This window comes from Kribbella monticola (genome assembly GCF_003261635.1).
In the GTDB taxonomy this organism is placed as follows: domain Bacteria; phylum Actinomycetota; class Actinomycetes; order Propionibacteriales; family Kribbellaceae; genus Kribbella; species Kribbella monticola.
This window is the reverse complement of the sequence record NZ_QFXK01000033.1, coordinates 38,455-59,190: the sequence shown is the minus strand read 5'-3', so window position 1 is coordinate 59,190 and position 20,736 is coordinate 38,455. Positions and strand designations below refer to the sequence as shown.

The window sequence follows — 20,736 nt, the reverse complement described above, 5'->3', positions numbered from 1 at the left end:
GTCGATAACCTCCCGGAGTGAGGATTCGAGGCAACGCCCTGCTCCGGGTCGTCGTGGTGATCCTCACCGTCTCGCTCACGCTGGTGCTGCTGCCGATCGCGATCAACGTCGGCACCGGCGGCACCGCGCCCGGATTCCTCGCCCCGTACGTCGGCTGGACCTGGCCGTTGATCGGCGTGCTCTGGCTGGTCGCGATCCTGACCGGGCTCTGGGAGTTCCGCAGCCGCCGGACCGTCGGTCTGAGCGCCCGATCGGCCGACCAGCCCCGGAACCGCCCGAACGCCCTGGCCCGGGTGGACCGCTACCTGGCGGACCGGTTCGCCGGTTCGCTGGCCTCGCGGACGCAACTGGCGCTCGCGCTCGAGGTGAGTCCGGAGGCAGTGATCCGGCCGTACGACCTGCTCGTCCAGCCGCTCGACAGCCACGTCTCGGAGATCCGCGAGGACGCCGACATCACCGCGGCCTTCGACGACCTCCAGGACTCGATGCTCATCCTCGGCGCACCGGGCGCCGGCAAGACCACACTGTTGCTCGAGCTGGCCCGTGCACTCGCCGCGAAGGCGCACCTCGATCCGAGCACGCCGATGCCGGTAGTGGTCGACCTAGCCGGCTGGACCGCGTCGACCGCAAGGGCGGACGGCGACGACCCCGGTGACAGTCCCTTGCTCGCCGGGTTCGTCCGCTGGCTGCTGATTGAGCTCAGTAGCCGATACCAGATCCCGATCGCTGTTGGCCGAGTCTGGCTGCAGCGGGGCGGCCTCGCTCTGCTCCTGGACGGTCTGGACGAGGTGTCCGCACCACACCAGGACAAGCTCGCGCCGGTGCTGGACGAGCTCGTCCAGCACTACCTGATCGGCCAGCTGGCAGTCACCTGCCGCATCCTCGACTACGAACGGCTCCAGCACCGGCTCAAGCTGTACGGCGCGGTCCAGATCCGCCCATTGAGCCGCCGCCAGGTGCTCGACTACTTCGCTTCCGGAGGCCAGGAGCTGGCCGGCGCCCGAGCCGCCATGGAGCGCGACGACGACCTGTGGGACCTGGTCAACTCACCGCTGATGCTGAACGTGATGGCGCTCGCCTACCGTGGCCGCGACGCCAGGGAAGTCGCAGCCGGCGCGGTAGCCGATCACCGCCGGGAACTCTTCGACACCTTCATCTCCGAGGTGCTGTCCCGGCAGCGCTCGAACACCGTGTCCTACGACTCCAAAGCCGCAGTCCGGTCGCTGTGGTGCCTGGCCTGGTGGACCAGAACCCGCGCCGGCGACCGCATCGAGGTCCCCCGCCGTCTGACTCCGAACGGCTGGTACGGCCTCGTGCTCCCCGCCGTCGGCTACCTCGCCCACATGGTCTGCCTCCCCGCCCTGTTCGCAGGCCTGGTGGGTGGCGCGGCTCTGGCCGCCACGGCCCTGTACGGCGTACTTTCGGGTCTCGCTGTCGGTGTGGCTGCTCTGGTCCTGGTGCACGTCACACCGCACACCTGGTGGAAGCTCCGAGAAGGACGCGAGCAACCACGAGGTCTTCTGCAGGCTGTGATGCTCACCGTGGGTGCCGTCACCGGGCTGCTCTCGGTGCTGGCCGTCGTGGCGCTGGCCGAGCAGGTACCGGCTTGGATCGGCCTTGCCTTCCAGGGGGCGATCGTGTGGTCGTCGTACGGGTTGGAGTATCTCTTGTCGCCGAGCAACCGGCGGTTGGTGCTGCTCGGGGTCAGGCTGGTCGGTGTCACAGTCGCCAGTTGGCTGGTGTTCACCCACGTCTCCGATCCGCACGCGTTCGTGGCCGGCTGTGCGACCGGGCTGATAGTTGCCCAGGGCATCCGTTTCGTGAAGGCGCTGCCGATGGATCACCTGGTCTATCCGCACGGTGCCGACGAGTATCAAGGCAGCGGTGCCCGGATGGATCCCTGGACGATCGCTGGTGCGCTGGCGGGGCTGCTCGTAGCTGTGGCTCTGGGTGCGTCGCTGGGCACGCACGCACTGGAGGCAGCCCTCGGTATCGCGGCAGGCACGGTCGCCGCGAAGGCCTGGCGGCGTCGTGCTCCTGTCTTCGCCGGTGCGCTGTCCCGCTTGCTGCACGGCTTCCTGTTGCGCTGGAGTGGCTACCTGCCCTGGTGGCGTGGCGCCTTCCTCCGGTACGCCGCCGACCGCTACGTGCTGGCCCGGACCGGACCTGGTGAGTACGCCTTCATCCACCTGCTCGTTCGCGACCACCTGGCCGAGTGCGACCCGGATGCCCTCGCAGCGAAGGTGGACGAGCGAATCGCGGCCAGAGGTGGCCGGCCCGGACTAGCGCGCAGCCGCTAGTACCTGATCGAGGATCAGCGACCACTGCCGCACGATGCCGCGCCGCCGAGCCGCGTCGTCGGTCAGTAGGTCAGCCAGCCCCAGTCCACGAGCCATGTCGAGCACACCCTGGACGGTCTCCCGCACGCCCGGCGTACGCTCCTCGACCTCCAGCACCTCGAGCAGAGCCCGGTGCGCCTGTCGTCCGACGTGCGCTTCCAGCCGCACGATCTGCTGGCGCAGGGCATCCTCGGTCGATGCCGCGACCCACAGATGCAACGCAGCTCGGAACAGTGGGCCGGTATAGACGTCAGCGAGCATCCCGACGATCGCCTCGGTCCGGCCCTTTCCGCTGGGCAGCCCGGTGGCCTGCTGCCTGATCTCCGCGAGCCGCACCTCGGTCATGTACTCGACCGCCGCCGCGAACAGGTCGGCCCGCGTCGGGAAATGGTGCTGCGCCGCCCCACGCGAAACCCCGGCCCGAGCCGCCACGACAGCGACAGTGGTCGCCGAGTAGCCCACCTCGGCCAGTGATTCGAGCGACGCCTCCAGGAGCTTCTGCCGGGTCGCCCGGCTCCGGTCCTGCTGTGGCTCGCGCAGAGCCTCGCTCACAACGTGTCCAAGATCAGGTGGCCTCTACTCACGGGTCGCCTCCCGGGCTCGCAGTTCGCGCCGCAGGATCTTGCCCGACGCGGCCTTCGGCACAGCATCGATGAACTCGACCTGCCGAACCTTCTTGTACGGCGCCACCCGCTGCGCGACGTACTCCATCACGTCCTCGGCCGTCAGCTCGACACCCGGCATCGGCACCACGAACGCCTTCGGTACTTCGTTGCCCTCGGCCTGCACCCCGATCACCGCCGCATCAGCGATCCGGTCGTCGGTCAGCAAAACGGCTTCGAGTTCGGCCGGCGGCACCTGGTACCCGTGGTACTTGATCAACTCCTTGACCCGGTCCACGACGTACAGGAAGCCGCGGTCGTCGACCCGGCCGATGTCGCCGGTGTGCAGCCAGCCCTCCGGGTCGATGGTGGCGTCGGTCTCCGCCGGCCGGCCGAGGTACCCCTTCATCACCTGGGGTCCGCGGATCCAGATCTCGCCGGTCTCGCCGTCGTCGACATCGTTGCCATCAGCACCGACCAACCGCATCTCGGTGGACGGGAAGAGCTTGCCCACGGCACCAGCCGGCGGATCCACCTCGTCCTGCGGTACGGCGTGCGTCCCCGGTGACAACTCGGTCATCCCGTAACACTGCAGTACTGCGTGCAGCCCGAGCCGTTTCGCGCAGGCGTCGGCAAGGTCACCGTCGAGCGGTGCCGCTGCGGACGTCACGTACCTGAGCGCCGACAGGTCCACCCCATCGACCGCCGGGTGCTTGGCCAACGCCAGCACCACCGGCGGCGCGACGAACGCCCGGGTGATCTTCTGCTGCTCGAGCGTGGTCAGGAATTGCTGCAGGTCGAACTTCGGCAGCACCACCACGGTCGCGCCGAGCCGGAACGGCAGGTTCATCAAGACGGCCTGGCCGTAGATGTGGAAGAACGGCAGGATCGCGATGATCCGCTCGTTCTCGGCCATGCTGAAGGTCGCCTCGGCCTGCACCAGGTTCGTCGCGATGTTCTGGTGGGTGAGCATCACGCCCTTGGCGATGCCGGTCGTCCCGCTCGAGTACGGCAGTACGGCGACGTCCTCGGCCGGATCGATCTCGACGACCGGCTCCGGTGCTGTCGACGCGAGCAGCTCGGTGACCGAGCGATAGCCCTCGGCCTGATCGCAGACGAAGATCTGCTCGACGTCGGTCCCCTCGACCGCCGCGGTCGCGGCCGGCAGGAACAGCGAGATCGTCACCAGCAGTTTCGCGTGCGAGTCGACGAGTTGTTTGTGCAGTTCGTCCGCGGTGTAAAGCGCGTTGACGGTCGTCACCGTGGCGCCCGCGCGAGTGGCGGCGTAGAAGACGACCGGATAGAGGATGGTGTTCGGGCTGTGCAGGGCGATCACGTCGCCGTGCTCGATGCCCAGCTCGGCGAAACCAGCCGCCATCCGCCGGGTCATCTGGTCGAGCTGCGTGTAGCTGATCTCCTGTCCGGAGACGCCGTCGACCAGCGCCGGCCGGTCGCCGTACTCCCGGGCGCGACCGAGAACGGCTTCGTGCAGCGGCTGGCTGAGCAGCTCGACCGGTGCGAACTCACTGAGGATGACCATGGCGGCGGTCCTTTCAGCTGACGGGGAACACGACTCTGACCGAACTCAGTACGACTTGGGTAGACCCAATGAGTGCTGGGCGACGAAGTTGAGGATCATCTCCCGGCTGACCGGCGCGATCCGGGTCGCCCTGGCCGCTGCGACCAGCGACGCGACGCCGTACTCGACCGTCATCCCGTTGCCGCCGAGCGACTGCACCGCCTGGTCGGTCGCCCGCACGGCCACCTCGCCGGCGGCGTACTTGGCCATGTTCGCCGCCTCGCCGGCGCCGAGGTCGTCGCCGGCGTCGTACAGGGCGGCCGCCTTCTGCATCATCAGCCGGGCGAGCTCGAGTTCGATCTTGAGCTGCGCCAGCGGATGGGCGATGCCCTGGTGCGCGCCGATCGGGGTCTTCCAGACCTGGCGTTCCTTGACGTAGGCAACGGCTTTGCCGAGTGCGTGCCGGGCGATCCCGATGGCGAACGCGGACGCCATGATCCGTTCCGGGTTGAGGCCCGCGAACAGTTGCATCAGCGCCGCGTCCTCGGAGCCGACGAGCGCCTCGGGCGGCAGCTGGACGTCGTCGAGGAACAGGGAGAACTGCTTGTCCGGGCTGATCAGGTCCATCTCGATCTTGGTGAACTCGACCCCGGGCGCGTCCGTCGGAACGATGAACAACGCGGGCTTCAGCTTGCCCGTCTTCGCGTCCTCGGTCCGGCCGACCACCAGCACGGCCTGCGCGACGTCGAGCCCGGAGATGTAGACCTTCCGGCCCGACAGCGACCAGCCGTCCGCCGTACGGCGTGCTGTCGTCGTGATGTTGTGCGAGTTCGACCCGGCATCCGGCTCGGTGATCGCGAACGCCATCGTGGTCGAGCCGTCCGCGAGGCCGGGCAGCCAGCGCTGCTTCTGCTCGTCGGTGCCGAAGCGGCTGATCACCGTGCCGCAGATCGACGGCGACACGACCATCATCAGCAACGGGCAGCCGGCAGCGCCGAGTTCCTCCAGCACGATCGACAGGTCGCCCATCCCGCCGCCACCGCCGCCGTACTCCTCCGGGAGGTTGACGCCGAGGTAGCCCAGCTTGCCCGCCTCCTGCCACAGCTCGGTGGTCTGGCCGCCCGATCGGGCCCGCTCGGTGAACCAGGCGTAGCCGTACTTCCGGCCGAGCTCGCGCACCGCCGCCCGCAGCGCGCGGCGTTCCTCACTCTCGACGAAGCTCATGCTTTCTCCTCAACTCGTCCCGCGACGGCCTCTCGTACTGCGCCTGCTTCTCGTGCGCCTGCTTCTCGTACTGCGTCAGTCGCGGGAGCTTCCACGACGGCCAGCACAGCGCCGACCTCGACCTGCTGACCAGGCTCGACGCCGAGCTCGACAACCACACCGTCCGCTGGTGCGGAGATCGTGTGCTCCATCTTCATCGCCTCCAGCCACAGCAGCGGCTGCCCGTGCTTCACCTCATCACCGACGGCCACGCCGACCCGGATCACCGTCCCTGGCATCGGCGCGAGCAACGACCCGGCAGCAACCTGTTGCGACGGATCCGGGAACCGATCGACGGGAGTCAGCGTCACCGACCCCGAAGCCGAGTCCACGCAGACCAGCCCGTCGTACGCTGCCACGGCGAACCGCCGCCGTACGCCTCCGACCTCCAGCACCACCTGATCGGCCGAGGCGTCGACCAGCGCCACATCGCCGTCGGCAACCAGCCCGTCGCGCGTGAGCCGGTAGGACACCTCGTACGTCGAATCGCCCGCCACGAACGTCTTCCGCTGCGGCTGGGAGGCCAGATTCCGCCACCCGTTGGGCAACCGGCTCTGCACCTTCGCCGTACTCCGGCGTCGCGCGGCGTCGGCGAGCGCGGCCGCCAGCGCCGACAACTCCTCGGTCGACTTGTCCGCCAACGGCTCCGCAAGCACCTCGAGCCCATGCCGCTCGAAGAACGCGGTATCGGTCTCCCCATCCAGAAACGCCCGATGCCGCAAGATCCGCACCAGCAGATCCCGATTGGTCCGCACCCCGTGCAACTCCGCCCGCTCCAACGTCGCCGCCAACCGCGCCGCCGCCACCTCGCGAGTCGCCCCCCAAACAATCACCTTCGCCAACATCGCGTCGTAGTACGGCGAAACCTCAGTCCCACTCACCACCCCGGAGTCGACCCGCACCCACGGCGTACCGTCCCGAGGCCCCCCGGCACGGAACTCAGCAGCAGAGCCGCCACCCCGCCCTCCCGCGGCGGAGCCGCCGCCCCCGGCGGCCCTCCAGCGGTCACTCCCGATCCCGCGCCCCACCCGCCACTCCCGGCACCCTCCACCGCGAAGCGGTGGAGGGTGCCGGTTTTGGGTTGCCAGTCCTGGGCGGGATCCTCGGCGTACAACCGCACCTCGATCGAATGTCCTACGGGAGCGGGCGGCTCAGCCGGCAATTCAGCGCCGGAAGCGATCGCGAACTGCCATGCGACCAGGTCCAGACCGGTGACCGACTCCGTGACAGGATGCTCCACCTGGAGACGCGTGTTCATCTCCAGGAAGTAGAAGCGGCCGTTGTCATCGGCAAGGAACTCGACCGTCCCGGCGCCGACGTACCCGATCGCCGCCGCAGCCTTTCGCGCCGCCTCGAACAACTCCGCCCGCATCGAAGGCAACCGCTCGACCAACGGCGACGGCGCCTCCTCGACCACCTTCTGATGCCGCCGCTGAATCGAGCACTCGCGCTCACCGACCGCCCAGATCGTCCCGTGCTGATCAGCCAGCACCTGTACTTCGATATGCCGCCCGGTCGCCAGATACGGCTCGCAGAAGACCGTCCCGTCACCGAAGGCCGACAATGCCTCAGCCGACGCCGCCTCGATCTCCGACGTCAGGTCCTCCAGGTAGTGAACGACCCGCATCCCCCGCCCACCACCACCCGCGGAAGCCTTCACCAGCACAGGAAGATCGCCCTCGGTCACCTCATCGGGCACCAACTGCGACAACACCGGTACGCCGGCCGCCGCCATCAACTTCTTCGACTCGATCTTCGAACCCATCGACTCGATCGCGTCAGCCGGCGGCCCGATCCACGCCAGCCCAGCCGCTTCGACCGCTCGCGCAAAAGCAGCGTTCTCCGACAGGAAGCCGTATCCCGGATGCACCGCGTCGGCCCCGGCCTTCAAAGCAGCCTCGATAACCAATTCGCCACGCAGGTAGGTGTCACCCGGCGCAGTACCCGGCAGGTGAACCGCCGCATCGGCTTCCCCGACGTATGGCGCGGACGCGTCGGCCGTCGAGTGCACGGCAACGCAATGCAGACCGAGATCACGCGCAGTCCGGAACACCCGCCGGGCGATCTCACCGCGATTCGCCACCAGCACCGAAGTGATCGGCGGTGCCGAGACGAGCTTCAGAGTCGAGGTGTACGCCGACATCGCCATCACATCCGGAAGACGCCGAAGTTGGCGCCGTCGAAGTCGGTTCCCTGGACGGGAGCGGAGTGGATCGCCGACAGACACAGACCGAGCACCGTCCGGGTGTCCCGCGGATCGATCACACCATCGTCGTAAAGCCTTCCGGACAAGAACATCGGCAGTGACTCGGCTTCGATCTGGCCTTCCACATAAGCCCGCATCGCGGCATCACTGTCCTCGTCGTACGGCTGGTTCTTCGCGGCGGCCGCGGCGCGCGCCACGATCGACAGCACACCCGCCAGTTGCTGCGGCCCCATCACCGCCGACTTCGCCGACGGCCAGGCGAACAGGAACCGTGGATCGAACGCCCGCCCGCACATCCCGTAGTGCCCCGCCCCGTACGACGCCCCCATCAGGATCGACACGTGCGGCACCCGGGAGTTCGACACCGCGTTGATCATCTGCGCGCCGTGCTTGATGATCCCGCCCTGCTCGTACTCCTGCCCGACCATGTACCCGGTCGTGTTGTGCAGGAAGATCAACGGCACCGACGCCCGGTTCGCCAACTGGATGAACTGCGCCGCCTTCTGCGCCTCCTCGCTGAACAGCACCCCGCGCGCGTTCGCCAGGATCCCGACCGGGTACCCGTGCACCGACGCCCACCCGGTCGCGAGCGACGACCCGTACAGCGGCTTGAACTCGTCGAATACCGACCCGTCCACCACCCGCGCGATCACGTCCCGCGGATCGAACGGGATCTTCAGATCACCCGGCACGATCCCGAGCAACTCGTCGGCGTCGTACAGAGGTTCGTCGTACGGCGTTCCCGGTGGCGGGCCGAGCTTCTTCCAGTTCAGCCGCGAGACGATCTGCCGGCCGAGCCGGATCGCGTCCCGCTCGTCGACAGCGAAGTAGTCCGCGAGCCCCGACGTCCGGGCGTGCATCGACGCGCCGCCGAGGGACTCGTCGTCGGCGTCCTCGCCGGTCGCCATCTTGACCAGCGGCGGGCCGGCCAGGAACACCTTCGCGCCGCCGTCGACCATCACCACGTAGTCGCTCATGCCTGGGATGTACGCGCCGCCGGCGGTCGAGTTGCCGAACACCAGCGCGATCGTCGGAATCCCCTCGGCGGACAACCGGGTGAGGTTGCGGAACATCGCCCCGCCCGGGATGAAGATCTCCTTCTGGGTGGGCAGATCCGCGCCACCGGACTCGACCAGGCTGATCACCGGCAGCCGGTTGGCCCGCGCGATCTCGTCCGCCCGCAACGCCTTTCGCAACGTCCACGGATTGCTCGCCCCGCCCTTGACCGTCGGGTCGTTCGCCGTGATCAGGCACTCGACGCCTTCCACCACGCCGATCCCGGTCACCAGGCTCGCTCCGACCGCGAAGTCACTTCCCCAACCCGCCAGCGGCGACAATTCCAGGAACGCGGAGTCGGGGTCGAGCAGCAACTCGATCCGCTCGCGCGCGAGCAACTTCCCGCGCTTGTGATGCCTCTCGACGTACTTCTCCCCGCCGCCCGCCAGCGCCTTCGCATGCTCGGCATCGAGCGCAGCCAGCTTGTCGAGCATCGCCACCCGGTTGTCGTTCATGCAGTGAACCCCAGTCGTTTGGCCGCCAAGCTGGTCAGGATCTCGGTGGTGCCGCCGCCGATGGCGAGGATCTTCTGGTCGCGGTACTGGCGTTCCACCTCGGCCTCGCGCAGGTACCCGAGTCCGCCGTGCAACTGCAGCGCCTGATCGCACACCCAAGCGCCCGCCTCGACCGCGGTGTTCTTGGCGAAGCAGACCTCTGCCGTGACCTCTTCACCAGCCGACGAACGACGGGCGACGTCGTGCACGTAGACCCGGGCGACGTCGATCCGTCGCGCCATCTCGGTCAGCGTGTGCTGCACGGTCTGCCGCGAGATCAACGGCCGCCCGAACGTCTCCCGCATCCGGCACCACGCCACGGTGAGATCGAGAGCCCGCTGCGCACCGGCGTACGCCTGTACTGCGAGGGTCAGTCGCTCGGCGACGAAGTTCTGCGCGAGTTGGACGAACCCGGTGCCCCGCTCGCCGACCAGGTTTGCGGCCGGCACGCGGACGTCGGTGAACGACAACTCGGCCGTGTCCGAGCAGAGCCAGCCCAGCTTCTCCAGCTTGCGCGAAACCTCGAACCCAGGCGTGCCGCGCTCGATCACGAGCAGCGAGATCCCGTGCGCGCCGGGGCCGTCCGTGCGCACCGCGGTGGTGACGAAATCGGCCCGAGCGCCCGAGGTGATGAAGGTCTTCGCCCCGTTGACGACGAAGTGGTCGCCGTCGCGACGGGCCGTAGTACGGAGTGCGGCGACGTCGGATCCACCGTCGGGTTCGGTGATCGCCAGGGAGCCGATCAGCGAACCGTCCAGCGTCGGGCGCACCCAGCGCTCGAGCTGCTCCTGGTTGCCTGCAGCAACGATGTGCGGTAACGCGATCCCGCAGGTCAGCAACGACGCGACCAGCCCACCGGATCCACCCGCGTAGTGCATCTCCTCGACCACGGCGATCGCGTCCAGCAACGAACCGTCACCGCCGCCGACCGCTTCGGGAAACGCGACGCCGAGCAGCCCGAGCTCACCCGCCTTCTTGTGCAGCTCGCGCGGCAACTCGCCTGCCCGCTCCCACTGGTCCAGCTCCGGCAAGACCTCGCGCGCCATGAACCGTCGTACGGTCTCCCGCAGCGCCTGCTGTTCGGAACTCACAGCAGCACCTCCGGTACGTCGATGTACCGCGAGCGCAGCCATTCGCCGACGGCCTTCGCCTGCGGGTCGAAGCGCGCCTGCGACGCGACGCCCTCGCCGAGCATCCCCTCGACGACGAAGTTCAGCGCCCAGAGATTCGGCAGCACATGCCTGGTGACGCGGAGGGTGGCGGTCTCGGGCAGCAGCTCCTGGAACTTCTCCACGGTCAACGTGTGCGCGAACCATCGCCACGCGGTCTCGCTCCGCACCCACACCCCGACATTCGCGTCGCCACCTTTGTCGCCGCTGCGCGCACCGGCGATCCGTCCGAGCGGCACCTCGCGAGTCAGTGATCGCGCAGGCCGCCCGGCCGCGACGAGTTGAGGCAACGGCATCGGCAAGGCAGCGCCTTCAGCCGGCTCCAACTCCAACGTCTCGGTCGACCGCGTAATCACCTTGCGCGTGCCGTCCCACATCACCGCAACGTGTTCGACCTCAGAAGCATCGACGTACCCGGCGGTGAACACGCCGTACGGCGATGCGTCGTCCGGCGGAGCCGTCACATGGAAGCCGGGGTAACTAGCGAGCGCCAACTCGATCGCGGCGCTGGAGAACGCGCGACCCACCACCTTCGGATCCGGGTCCTTCACCGTGCACCGCAGCAGCACGCTCGCCAACTCTTCACTCTCGGCGTTGGCCTGCTCGGTCCACGCGACCGACCACTTCAGCTCAGCCGGCCGCCGCCGCAGTCCACGCTCGAGCTGCCGCTGAACGAGATCCGCCTTGATTTCCAGATCGAGCCCGGTCAGTACGAAGTTCACTTCGTTCCGGAAGCCGCCCACGGTGTTCAGTGACACCTTGTACGTCGGTGGCGGTGGTTCGCCTTCGACACCGCGGATCCGGACCCGGTCGGGCCCGTCCGCACTCAGCTCGATCGAGTCCATCCGCGCGGTCGCATCCGGACCGGCGTACCGGGCGCCGGTGATCTCGTAGAGCAGCTGGGCCTTAACCGTGTCGATCGTGACCGCGCCGCCGGTGCCGCCGTGCTTGGTGATGACGCAGCTGCCGTCGGTGTAGATTTCCGCGATCGGGAACCCCGGGCGGCCGAGGTCGCGGATCTCGTGGAAGAAGGCGTAGTTGCCGCCGGTGGCCTGGCAACCGCACTCGATCACGTGGCCGGCGACCATCGCGCCGGCGAGCTCGTCGAACTGGTCGCGCCGCCAGCCGTGATCGGCAGCGGCCGGGCCGACGGTCAGCGAGGCATCGGTGACCCGGCCGGTGACGACGACATCGGCGCCGTCGTCGAGCGCCTCGACGATGCCCCAGGCACCGAGATAGGCGTTGGCGGTGAGCGGCCGGCCGAGACCGAGTTCCTTCGCGCGGGGCAGCAGGTCGTCACCTTCGACGTACGCGATCTTGGCCCGCAGGCCGAGCTTGTCCGCCAGTTCGTGGATGGCGGTGGCGAGCCCGGCCGGGTTGAGGCCGCCCGCGTTGGTGACGATCCGCACCCCACGGTCGAGCGCTTCGCCGAGGCCGGTCTCGAGCTGCTTGAGGAACGTCTTCGCATAGCCGAGCGATGGGTCCTTCAGCCGATCCCGGCCCAGAATGAGCATGGTCAGCTCGGCCAGGTAGTCGCCGGTCAGGTAGTCGAGTTCACCGCCGGTCAGCATCTCGTGGAACGCGCTGAACCGGTCTCCGTAGAACCCGGAGGCGTTGCCGATCCGGACCCGGACTCGTTCGTCGACGGTCATGCGAACTGCCCCGGCCGACGACCCTTGCCCGGCAGGCCGGCGAAGGCCTGGATGATGCCGAGCCAGACATCTGCCTCGGCACCGACAGCCTGAACGTCGAGATCGTCACGATGCCTGCGCTGCGTCGCGAGCAGACAGAAGTCGAGCGCCGACCCGGTCACCCGCTGCTCGGCGTCATCGGGCCCCCAAGTCCAGGTCTCCCCATCAGGACCTTCCAACTCCACGCGAAACTCGACCGCCGGCGGAGTCCTGTCGTTCAGCAGGTAGGCGAAGTTCCTGGTCCGCACAGCCAGATGTGCGACGTGCTTCAGCCTGCCGGTCGGACGACGCTGTACTCCGAGCGCGTCGGCCACGTCCTGCCCGTGTGCCCACGTCTCCATCAACCGTGCGGTCGCCATCGAGGTCGGGCTCATCGGCGGTCCGAACCACAGCACCTTGTCGCCGGACGGTACCGACCGGAGTGCGACAGGCAGCTCGCCGCGGGTCTGCCGCCAGTACGTCAGCAGCTCACCCGGCGGCAACGAGATCAGCTCGGCTGCGCCCGCCTCTACGAACCCGGCCGGATCGGCCATCGCCTTCTGCAGCTCGACCTTGAACTCGGCGGGATCGGTAGCAGCCAGCCGCGCCGCCTCGTCGGTCCAGGCGAGATGCGCGATCTGATGCGCGATCGTCCACCCCTCAGCCGGCGTCGGTGTCGCCCAGCCGTCGGCCGGCAGGCCGCCGACGAGCAGGTCCAGGTCGGCGCTCTCGGCACTCAGGTCAGCAAGTACATCGTCCAGTTGCACTCGGGACTCCCCTGCGGCAGATCGTCTGCCGAGCCTCCCACTCCGGCCAAAAGGAATCAAGCCTGCTTGTTTTTCGGCGGCGGTGAATTTTCGGCGGCGGTGAATTGGTCTACACCGTTGTGTTTGCGCCCACGTCGAAGGGCTTCCCGCGGACCCTCGCCGGGTGCTAGGCAGGACGGATGCACAGCTCATTGCCCGGCAAGGCTGCCGAGATCCGGGCACTGCTGCTCAACCTGATCGACACCTTGGCCGAAGGTGCCGCGCTGCCGCCCGAGCGCGAACTCGCCGCGCGATGGAACGTCGCCAGGATGACGCTGCGCCGGGCCGTGGACGAACTCGTCATCGAGGAACTGCTGGTCCGTCGGCACGGCAGCGGCACGTACACGGCTCGCCCGAAGGTATCCAAGTGGCTGGGCATGATGGGTTTCACCGAGGACATCCGGCGGCGTGGCATGGAGCCCGGCAGCAAGATCCTGGAGTTCCGCCGGCAGAAGGCCGAGCGCGCGGCGGCCCGCCGGTTGCGCATCCCGGTCGGCGACCCGGTGCTCACCTTCACCCGCGTCCGCCTCGCCGACGAACTCCCGATGGTGGTCGAGCGGACCACGTTGCCCGGCAGCTACGTCCCCGGGCTGGAGGCGGACGATCTCAACGGCTCGCTGTACGAACTGCTGTGGAACCGCTACGGCATCGAGCTGGTCAGCGGTACCTCGAAGCTCGAGCCGGTGATGCCCGACGCCAAGACCGCGGAGTGGCTCAGCATCCCGGCCACCCAGCCCTGCCTCGCCCTGCACGGCGTGAGCTTCGACCGTCGCGAGCGCGTCTTCGAGTACACCAGCGGCGTCTACCGCGGCGACCGGTACGCCTTCACCGCGGAACTCCGGATGACGCCCACGCTCAAGGCCGACTCGAAAGGCCTCTAGTGCCGGCGCTGATGCTCGACCACGTCCAGGAACGCGGCCTTGAAGGCGGCGTAGGTCTCGCGGCCCAGTCGTCGCGCATGCCGCTCCTGCATCGCGGCCATGATCTTGTCGGCCGCCGCCAGCTGGGCCTGCCCGCGGTCGGTCGGCCGGATCAGCTTCGCCCTTCGGTCGGCCGGGTCGGGCGCGCGTTCCACGTACCCGAGGGCCTCGAGTTCGTCGACGATCGTGCCGATCACCTGTTTGTGCTGGCCGGACAACCGGGACAGCTCGGTCGCGCGGACGCCGGCCGCATCCAGGTAGGCGAGCACCGCGCCGTGCCGGGGATGCAGGTCGTCGAAACCGAGCTCGGCCAGCGAGCCGAACAACTCCCGCTGAACCGCGAACAGCAGCTGGCCGGACAGCATGCCGAGGTCAGGGTTCGTCCTGCTGCGCTCAGCCCGGCTCGGCACTCGCTGTCTCCATGGTCTCGATCGTTGACGATCACCTTAATTGACCACTCTCACTCCGTGATCGCGGTCTAGACCGGAATCGGTTCCACGGTTACCGTGCGGGGCATGGAGCGGATCGCGGAGATCGAGGTCGACCCCGAGCAGGGACGCGTCTACGAGCACGGCTGGCAGAGCTGGAGCCCGAGCACCGATCACCCGGTCGCCGGCACCGGTCATCGGCCGGCTTCGCCCGCAGCTCAGCTGATGGGCTACCGCCCCGACGTCGAGCTCCCCGCTGCGGGCTTCCAGGGCGAAGGACTGCTCGCGGTCTCACCCGCTCCAGGCGAGCCGACCCACGTCTTCGCGGCGCCCGGCCCGGACGTCGTACCGTCCATCCGCGCCACTCTCACCGGGACCACGCTCGTCATCGAGGCGGACGGTCAGGTCGAGCAGCACGTCACCAGCAAGTCCCTGTACGCCGCCCTCGGCGACTGGGCGTCGACGTTCGTCTCCGCCCCGAAGGAGATCCGCCCAGCCCCGACCGGTTGGTGCTCGTGGTACCAGTACTACGCCGCTGTCGCGGAGGCGGACGTCCGCGAGAACCTCGAAGCCATCGGCGAGCACGACCTCCCTGTCGACGTCATCCAACTCGACGACGGTTGGCAAGCCGGAGTCGGCGACTGGCTGAGCGTCTCGTCCCGCTTCGATCCGTACGGAACGTTCAACCTGCACGGCCACCGGCCGCGGCAACCGCTCGACGGTTTGGCCGCGATCACCGGTGCGATTCGCTCGGCCGGGCGGCGGCCGGGCGTCTGGGTCGCGCCGTTCATCGTCGGTTCCGACAGCAATCTGATCCGCCGCCATCCCGACTGGGCCGGGCGATCTCTCGGTCCCGGCTGGAAGCAGGAGTTCTTCGCGCTCGACCTGACCAAACAGGCTGCGCGCGCCCACCTGGTCGAGGTGTTCACCGAGCTCACGGAGTACTTCGACTACTTCAAGCTCGACTACCTCTTCGCGGGCGCTCTCTCCGGCCTGCCGCTGTACCGCGAGACGCTGGCCGAGATCCGGGCGACGATCGGCGACGCGTACCTGCTCGGCTGCGGCGCCCCGATCCTCCCGAGCGTCGGCCTGGTCGACGCGATGCGGGTGGGTCCCGACATCGCCCCGCACTACGAGCCGCTGACCGACGACTTGTCGGCGTACTCGCAACGCGCCGCCACGCTCTCCACCGTCGGCCGCGCCTGGCAGCACGGCCGCTTCTGGGTGAACGACCCCGACTGCATCCTCGCCCGCCCCGACGTCGAACAACGCGAATCCTGGGCCGCCACGGTCGCGACGTCGGGCGGCCTACGCTGCAGCTCCGACCGCATCGCCGCCCTCGACGAGTGGGGCCTGCACACCGCCCGCACGTTGCTGTCCACCGCTCCGCCGCCAACCCCCTTCGAGGCACCGGCCGGCTGACTCCGGCTAGACCACTTCTCTCAGGGGACCATCGTGACGCCTTGTAGCTGACCGATCACGCTGATTAGAATTGTTTGCCCTTGGCCACTATTTTTTCCGGATGGATCTCAGCCGGCCGATCAGCACCGTCATCCCCTCACTCGACGGACCGGTCCTGCAGGTGCTGGCAGCAGCGGACCGTGAACTGTCCGGTCGCCAGATCCACAGCCTGGCCGACTCGGGCAGCGTCGCCGGCGTACGCCTCGTCCTGCAACGCCTGGCGACGACGGGTCTCGTCCACGTCCATGAGTCGGGCAACTCGTTGCTCTATTCGCTGAACCGCAAACACCTCGCCGCCCAAGCCGTCGAGCTGCTTGCCGACCTCCGCGCCACCTTCGCCGCCAACCTGGCCGCCGAGTTCGCGACCTGGACCATCGCCCCGCTCCACGCCAGTCTCTTCGGCCCGATCGCCCGCTCCGACGGCGACCTCGACAGCGACATCGACCTGCTCCTGGTCCGCCCCGACGAAGTTGCCCCCGACAACCTTCTCTGGGTCGAACAGACCACCCGCCTGCTCGAACAGATCGTCGCCCAGACCGGCAACCCCGCCAACCTCTACGACCTCACCCACACCGAACTCACCACCGCCACCCCCACCCCCACCACCTGGCCCCACCCCACCATCCCCCTCACCGGCCCACCCCTGGCCACCCTCCTCCCGAACCCGTTGCACCAACGGGAGGACGGAATCAGGGCGGAAGTGTCGGATTTGGGGGAGCCTGTGCGTGGTTGGGGTGAGGCCGCCACGAGGGCGCGGTCGTGAGTGACGGGAGTGTGGCGATGGTGCATCCGCAGCAGAAGGTTCATCGGATGTTCGAGTTGGTGGAGGCGATCGGGACCGTCACTTTTTCCGAGGTGCCGAATGAGGCGTTTCTTGCGGTGGGGATGCGGAATTACTGGGACGGTTACTTCGCGGGGCGGGCTGCGCCGCTCGGGTTGGCGTCGGCCGAGGTGGTGCACGCGGTCTTCTACAACTTTGCCGACGGCGAGGTCGCGCGGCACATTCCGTGGGTGTGGGGGAAGCTCACCCCGGCGGAGGCGATCGCTGTTCGCGAGCGAGGGAGTGCCGACGCGGTGCGGCAGCGGATCGGCGACCTTGCCGAGTCGCCTGGTCTGGCACGGATCGCCGAGCTCGCGACCCGGGCTGCCGTCAGCGCGCCGATGGAGGGGAGGGTGCTGTACGCCGGGCTTCGGGCGCTCGACATTCCCGAGGATCCGGTCGCGAAGGTGTGGCACGCGGCGACGTTGCTGCGGGAGCACCGCGGCGACGGGCACAACGCCATCCTCGTCGCCCACGGCATCGGTGGTACCGAGTCTCATGTGCTGATGGCTCTCGCGCTCGGAATGGAGGCGGAGAAGTTCGGCCGGATCCATCATTTGCCGAAGGCGCAACTGGCCGCTGTCATCGACGGACTGCGCGACCGCGGCCTGGTGAACGCCGGCGGTGGGTTCACCGACGCGGGCCGGGAGCTGCGGGAGCGGATCGAGACCCTCACCGACGAAATGGCGGCACCCGCGTACGACGTACTGACTGCGGCCGAGCTCGACGAGCTGATCGCCGGCCTCGACCCGATCGCCGCCGCGATAGCAGCCGGCGACCACTGAGCGCACCACCGCGGCCTACTGGGTGCACCACCTGTGGCCGAAGCGGGGGACGCTAGTCGAGCGGGTTGGCGGACATTCTGGCCGGCAGGCCGCTGTTGATCGCGCGGGCTGCCGAGCTGTGTGGCTTGCGGTCGGACTGCGACTGGAAGCAGTTGAGGAACTCCTCGGCGAGGCCGAGGCGTGGGTGATTCCGGAGGACTTCGGCGCGGAAGGCCGGGGTGAAATCGTCGAGATTCTTCCCCACGATGTCGAGGGCCGCGGCGCGCGACAGCAGGTGGCCTTCGGGGTCCTCGGCAGGGTCGACCTCGGGCCACATGTGCCGAACGATGACTTCGGCGAGGCGATCGCGGCGCTCGGCCGGCCACCCGGCGCCGGCGGCGAACACGCGGGCGACGTGGCCGCCGGCCTCTTCGAAGGAGATGGTGTGGTTGTCGAACTCCGGCACCAGGCTGATGTCATGGAACATCGCCGCCACGAACAGCAGCTCGTCGTCGTACCGGATGCCGTGCTCTCGCCCAAAGGCGGCTGCCCAGATGTAGACCCGGCGCGAGTGGCTCAGCAAGGCGGGCGACTGGTAGGCCGTGGCCACCTCCAACGCAGCTGCGGCGGCAGCACTGCCGGGAATCACGACGTCGTCCAAAGCGATCATGCTTCGACGGTACGGCGCGGCAGGCATCCGTCGTTGGTCCATTCCAGCACCTCGATCGTGGGCCACTCTCCGCCCAAGCGGCCCAGCAACCCCGCCTCGAAATGGCCCACCGGAAGCGGAGCCCGGCTAACTACGGTCGAAGGTGAAGACGAAGTGGAACCAGTAGAGCGAGGAATCTCATGCGTGCCATCACTGTCCAGGACCGCGACGCCGGCCTTGGCGGACTGTCCCTGACCGAGCTGCCCTATCCCCACGCCGCTGAGAACGACGTCATCGTGCAGGTTCACGCGGCGGGCTTCACCCGTGGCGAGCTGGACTGGCCTGCGACCTGGACGGACCGCGCGGGCCGCGACCGTACGCCGAGTGTGCCCGGCCACGAACTGTCAGGTGTCGTCGTCGGCCTCGGCTACGGCACCACTGGTCTCACGGTCGGCCAGCGCGTCTTCGGATTCGCCGACTGGGCCCGCGACGGTTCGCTCGCGGAGTACACGGCCGTGGAGGCTCGCAACCTGGCGCCGCTCCCGGCCGACATCGACCGCGTCACCGCGGCCGCTCTTCCGATCTCCGGACTGACGGCCTGGCAGGCACTCTTCGACCACGCGCAGCTGCAGACCGGGCAAACCGTCCTGATCCATGGCGTCGGCGGTGCGGTCGGCTCGGTGGCTGCCCAACTGGCCCGCGAGGCAGGGGCTTATGTCATCGGCACCGGAAGGCCCTCCGACCGGGAGCGAGCCGGTGAGTTGGGCGCTCACCGCTTCCTCGACCTCCACGGCGACGACCTGCAGGACGCGGGCGAAGTCGACGTCGTACTCGACGTGATCGGCGGCGACCTCCGCGATCGCTCCACCGAGCTGCTACGCCCAGGCGGCACGCTCGTCTCCATCGCCGGTCCGGCGACGACGCAGCCTCGCGACGGCAGGGCCATCTTCTTCGTCGTCGAGCCCGACCGGCAGCAGCTGATCGACCTGGCGACTCGCGTGCGAACCGGCCGCCTGACGCCGCTCGTCACCACGGTCAGCTCGCTCGACGATGCACCCACAGCGTTCAGCGCCCGCGGCAGAACGATCATCAAGGTGACCAAGGACTGATCAGCCGCCGAGCAGGGGCGCCATCCTGCGGGCGATGCGGCTTTCCCGGCCGGTCAGGCGTTCCTCGGCATCGGCCAGTGTCATCACGCGCAGCCCGGCGTTGATGCCCAGCCAGCGAAGCGGTTCCGGCTCCCACGGGCGCGAACGGTGGCCCACCCACGGAAGCCGGGTGAGGTCGGTGTCGCGGCGAAGAATCAGATCGGTCAGCGTGCGACCGGCCAGGTTGGTGGTCGCGACGCCGTCGCCGACATAACCGCCGGCCCATGCGAGCCCACTCCCGCGGTCGAGACCGACCGACGCGCACCAATCCCGCGGTACGCCGAGCGGCCCGCCCCAGGCGTGCGTGAACTCCACGTCGTCGAGCCCGTCGAACATGTCCCGCAGCGTGGCCCGCAATCCCGCGAACACCCGCGGCGCATCGTCGTACGACGGCCGGATGCGGGACCGGAAGTGGTACGGCGCGCCGCGGCCCCCGAAGGCGAGGCGACCGTCGGCCGTGCGCTGGCCGTAGATGATCAGGTGCCGGTGATCGCTGAACGTCGGCCGCCCGGCCAGCCCGATCCGATCCCAAACGACGTCGGGCAACGGCTCGGTCGCCACCATCAGCGAGTACACCGGCGCCACGGTGCGCACCTGTCCGGCGAGCTGCGGCGTGAAGCCCTCGGTCGCCCGGACGACCACCTCCGCCCGCACCACGCCGTACTGCGTGATTGCGCGGCCCGGCTCGATCGCCGTCACCGGCGTGTGCTCGTGGATCACGGCGCCGAGTCGCTCGACGGTCGCCGCGAGACCGCGGACCAGCCGGCCGGGGTGGATCGCGGCGCAGTGTGGTGTGAATGTTGCCCCGAGCACCTTTTTCGCGTGGACGTGCGTAGCGACCTCGTCCGGTTCGAGGAAGCGCAGGTCGCCGGGACCCCACTCGTGGGCTTCGGCCACTTCGGCGCGGGCCCGGGCCAATTGGGCCGGGGTTCGCGCGAGGACGATCGTGCCACCCTTGTGGTAGTCGCAGTCGATCTGTTCGGCGGCGGTCACCAAGCCGATCTCGTTGACGGTGGCCTGCATCGCCCAGTGCATCGCCCGAGCAGCCTCCCGGCTCGATCCGGGCAACGTGGCAAGGCGTTTCGTCGACACCGGGAACAGGGCCGAGCACCAGCCGCCGTTGCGACCGGAGGCGCCGAAGCCGGCCGTCTCCGCTTCCAGGATGACGATCCGCAACGTCGGATCGGCCTTCAACAGGTAGTACGCCGTCCACAGTCCGGTGTAGCCGGCGCCGACGATCGCGATGTCGGCGTCCTTGTCTCCCGGCAACACTGCCCGGTCCGGTCCCGCGCCGGGGACGGCGTGGCCGAAAGCGCCGGAGGCAAGGATCGGTCGCTCATCAGCGGGATCGCCGGCAGCCCACAGCGGGACGCCGGCAGCAGAACCACCCCGGCTCAGCGCACGCCCCACGAGCAACCGCAC

The 20,736-nt window shown here is 68.7% G+C and carries 18 protein-coding genes; 6 read left to right on the top strand and 12 right to left on the bottom strand.

Translation table 11 applies throughout. The features are described from left to right. Window positions 1–17: 17 nt before the first annotated feature. Entirely contained in the window at window positions 18–2,300 is a 2,283-nt protein-coding gene (locus DIZ26_RS22915; RefSeq protein ID WP_232828529.1) for an NACHT domain-containing protein, read from the top strand. On the opposite strand, the gene DIZ26_RS22910 is transcribed toward DIZ26_RS22915, so the two are convergent. Genes DIZ26_RS22910 through DIZ26_RS22870 form a run of 9 tightly spaced genes read right to left on the bottom strand, consistent with a single transcriptional unit; the run spans window position 2,283 to window position 13,085 of the window. Continuing rightward, a complete protein-coding gene (locus DIZ26_RS22910; RefSeq protein ID WP_198676239.1) occupies window positions 2,283–2,891 on the bottom strand; it encodes a TetR/AcrR family transcriptional regulator in 609 nt (202 codons plus the stop codon). The two genes, DIZ26_RS22915 and DIZ26_RS22910, sit on opposite strands and share 18 nt — an antisense overlap. 24 nt (window positions 2,892–2,915) lie before the next feature. Further along, entirely contained in the window at window positions 2,916–4,481 is a 1,566-nt protein-coding gene (locus DIZ26_RS22905) for an AMP-binding protein (RefSeq protein ID WP_112244827.1), read from the bottom strand. 45 nt (window positions 4,482–4,526) lie between these two features. After that, window positions 4,527–5,684: an acyl-CoA dehydrogenase family protein gene (locus DIZ26_RS22900; protein ID WP_112244825.1), complete on the bottom strand. Its 1,158-nt coding sequence runs from the start codon at window positions 5,682–5,684 to the stop codon at window positions 4,527–4,529. Beyond that, on the bottom strand, window positions 5,681–6,604 hold the full coding sequence (locus DIZ26_RS38920; RefSeq protein WP_232828528.1) for a biotin/lipoyl-containing protein: 924 nt from the start codon (window positions 6,602–6,604) through the stop codon (window positions 5,681–5,683). Before DIZ26_RS38920 ends, DIZ26_RS22900 begins: the two co-directional genes overlap by 4 nt. Then, window positions 6,601–7,866 carry an ATP-binding protein gene (locus DIZ26_RS38915; protein ID WP_112245426.1) on the bottom strand — a complete coding sequence of 422 codons (1,266 nt, stop codon included), beginning with the start codon at window positions 7,864–7,866 and terminating at the stop codon, window positions 6,601–6,603. Before DIZ26_RS38915 ends, DIZ26_RS38920 begins: the two co-directional genes overlap by 4 nt. A 5-nt stretch (window positions 7,867–7,871) precedes the next feature. Further along, complete coding sequence (locus tag DIZ26_RS22885) at window positions 7,872–9,440, bottom strand: acyl-CoA carboxylase subunit beta (RefSeq protein ID WP_112244823.1); 1,569 nt, start codon at window positions 9,438–9,440, stop codon at window positions 7,872–7,874. Continuing rightward, window positions 9,437–10,570, bottom strand: coding sequence for an acyl-CoA dehydrogenase family protein (locus DIZ26_RS22880; RefSeq protein WP_269815401.1), 1,134 nt, complete (start codon window positions 10,568–10,570; stop codon window positions 9,437–9,439). Before DIZ26_RS22880 ends, DIZ26_RS22885 begins: the two co-directional genes overlap by 4 nt. Continuing rightward, window positions 10,567–12,300 carry an acyclic terpene utilization AtuA family protein gene (locus DIZ26_RS22875; protein ID WP_112244819.1) on the bottom strand — a complete coding sequence of 578 codons (1,734 nt, stop codon included), beginning with the start codon at window positions 12,298–12,300 and terminating at the stop codon, window positions 10,567–10,569. The genes DIZ26_RS22880 and DIZ26_RS22875 overlap by 4 nt, the downstream gene beginning before the upstream one ends. Continuing rightward, entirely contained in the window at window positions 12,297–13,085 is a 789-nt protein-coding gene (locus tag DIZ26_RS22870; protein ID WP_112244818.1) for a TIGR03084 family metal-binding protein, read from the bottom strand. Before DIZ26_RS22870 ends, DIZ26_RS22875 begins: the two co-directional genes overlap by 4 nt. A gap of 179 nt (window positions 13,086–13,264) precedes the next feature. Here DIZ26_RS22870 and DIZ26_RS22865 point away from each other — a divergent pair, with 179 nt between their 5' ends. Beyond that, window positions 13,265–14,005, top strand: a complete 741-nt coding sequence (locus tag DIZ26_RS22865) for a GntR family transcriptional regulator (RefSeq protein ID WP_112244816.1) — start codon at window positions 13,265–13,267, stop codon at window positions 14,003–14,005. Here DIZ26_RS22865 and DIZ26_RS22860 read toward each other — a convergent pair. Continuing rightward, complete coding sequence (locus DIZ26_RS22860; protein ID WP_232828527.1) at window positions 14,002–14,454, bottom strand: MarR family winged helix-turn-helix transcriptional regulator; 453 nt, start codon at window positions 14,452–14,454, stop codon at window positions 14,002–14,004. The two genes, DIZ26_RS22865 and DIZ26_RS22860, sit on opposite strands and share 4 nt — an antisense overlap. A gap of 105 nt (window positions 14,455–14,559) precedes the next feature. On the opposite strand from DIZ26_RS22860, the gene DIZ26_RS22855 reads away from it, so the two are divergent. The 3 genes from DIZ26_RS22855 (at window position 14,560) to DIZ26_RS22845 (ending at window position 17,538) form a co-directional block, all read left to right on the top strand. Further along, the gene (locus tag DIZ26_RS22855; protein WP_112244812.1) at window positions 14,560–15,894 is read left to right on the top strand and encodes a glycoside hydrolase family 36 protein; all 1,335 of its coding nucleotides are present in this window, start codon (window positions 14,560–14,562) and stop codon (window positions 15,892–15,894) included. Between the two features lie 100 nt (window positions 15,895–15,994). Further along, window positions 15,995–16,696 (top strand): hypothetical protein, encoded by a 702-nt coding sequence (locus tag DIZ26_RS22850; protein ID WP_198676238.1) that lies wholly within the window; start codon window positions 15,995–15,997, stop codon window positions 16,694–16,696. Further along, on the top strand, window positions 16,693–17,538 hold the full coding sequence (locus DIZ26_RS22845; protein WP_232828526.1) for an SCO6745 family protein: 846 nt from the start codon (window positions 16,693–16,695) through the stop codon (window positions 17,536–17,538). Before DIZ26_RS22850 ends, DIZ26_RS22845 begins: the two co-directional genes overlap by 4 nt. A gap of 52 nt (window positions 17,539–17,590) precedes the next feature. On the opposite strand, the gene DIZ26_RS22840 is transcribed toward DIZ26_RS22845, so the two are convergent. After that, window positions 17,591–18,187 (bottom strand): HD domain-containing protein, encoded by a 597-nt coding sequence (locus DIZ26_RS22840; RefSeq protein WP_198676237.1) that lies wholly within the window; start codon window positions 18,185–18,187, stop codon window positions 17,591–17,593. 179 nt (window positions 18,188–18,366) lie between these two features. On the opposite strand from DIZ26_RS22840, the gene DIZ26_RS22835 reads away from it, so the two are divergent. Further along, window positions 18,367–19,275: an NADP-dependent oxidoreductase gene (locus DIZ26_RS22835; RefSeq protein WP_112244810.1), complete on the top strand. Its 909-nt coding sequence runs from the start codon at window positions 18,367–18,369 to the stop codon at window positions 19,273–19,275. On the opposite strand, the gene DIZ26_RS22830 is transcribed toward DIZ26_RS22835, so the two are convergent. Further along, window positions 19,276–20,736 carry an NAD(P)/FAD-dependent oxidoreductase gene (locus tag DIZ26_RS22830; protein WP_232828525.1) on the bottom strand — a complete coding sequence of 487 codons (1,461 nt, stop codon included), beginning with the start codon at window positions 20,734–20,736 and terminating at the stop codon, window positions 19,276–19,278.

Coding starts and splice junctions, on each gene's coding strand:
- DIZ26_RS22905 (WP_112244827.1), bottom strand. CDS start 4,481: ATGGTCATCCTCAGTGAGTTCGCACCGGTCGAGCTGCTCAGCCAGCCG.
- DIZ26_RS22900 (WP_112244825.1), bottom strand. CDS start 5,684: ATGAGCTTCGTCGAGAGTGAGGAACGCCGCGCGCTGCGGGCGGCGGTG.
- DIZ26_RS38915 (WP_112245426.1), bottom strand. CDS start 7,866: ATGTCGGCGTACACCTCGACTCTGAAGCTCGTCTCGGCACCGCCGATC.
- DIZ26_RS22885 (WP_112244823.1), bottom strand. CDS start 9,440: ATGAACGACAACCGGGTGGCGATGCTCGACAAGCTGGCTGCGCTCGAT.
- DIZ26_RS22875 (WP_112244819.1), bottom strand. CDS start 12,300: ATGACCGTCGACGAACGAGTCCGGGTCCGGATCGGCAACGCCTCCGGG.
- DIZ26_RS22865 (WP_112244816.1), top strand. CDS start 13,265: ATGCACAGCTCATTGCCCGGCAAGGCTGCCGAGATCCGGGCACTGCTG.
- DIZ26_RS22855 (WP_112244812.1), top strand. CDS start 14,560: ATGGAGCGGATCGCGGAGATCGAGGTCGACCCCGAGCAGGGACGCGTC.
- DIZ26_RS22850 (WP_198676238.1), top strand. CDS start 15,995: ATGGATCTCAGCCGGCCGATCAGCACCGTCATCCCCTCACTCGACGGA.
- DIZ26_RS22840 (WP_198676237.1), bottom strand. CDS start 18,187: ATGATCGCTTTGGACGACGTCGTGATTCCCGGCAGTGCTGCCGCCGCA.
- DIZ26_RS22835 (WP_112244810.1), top strand. CDS start 18,367: ATGCGTGCCATCACTGTCCAGGACCGCGACGCCGGCCTTGGCGGACTG.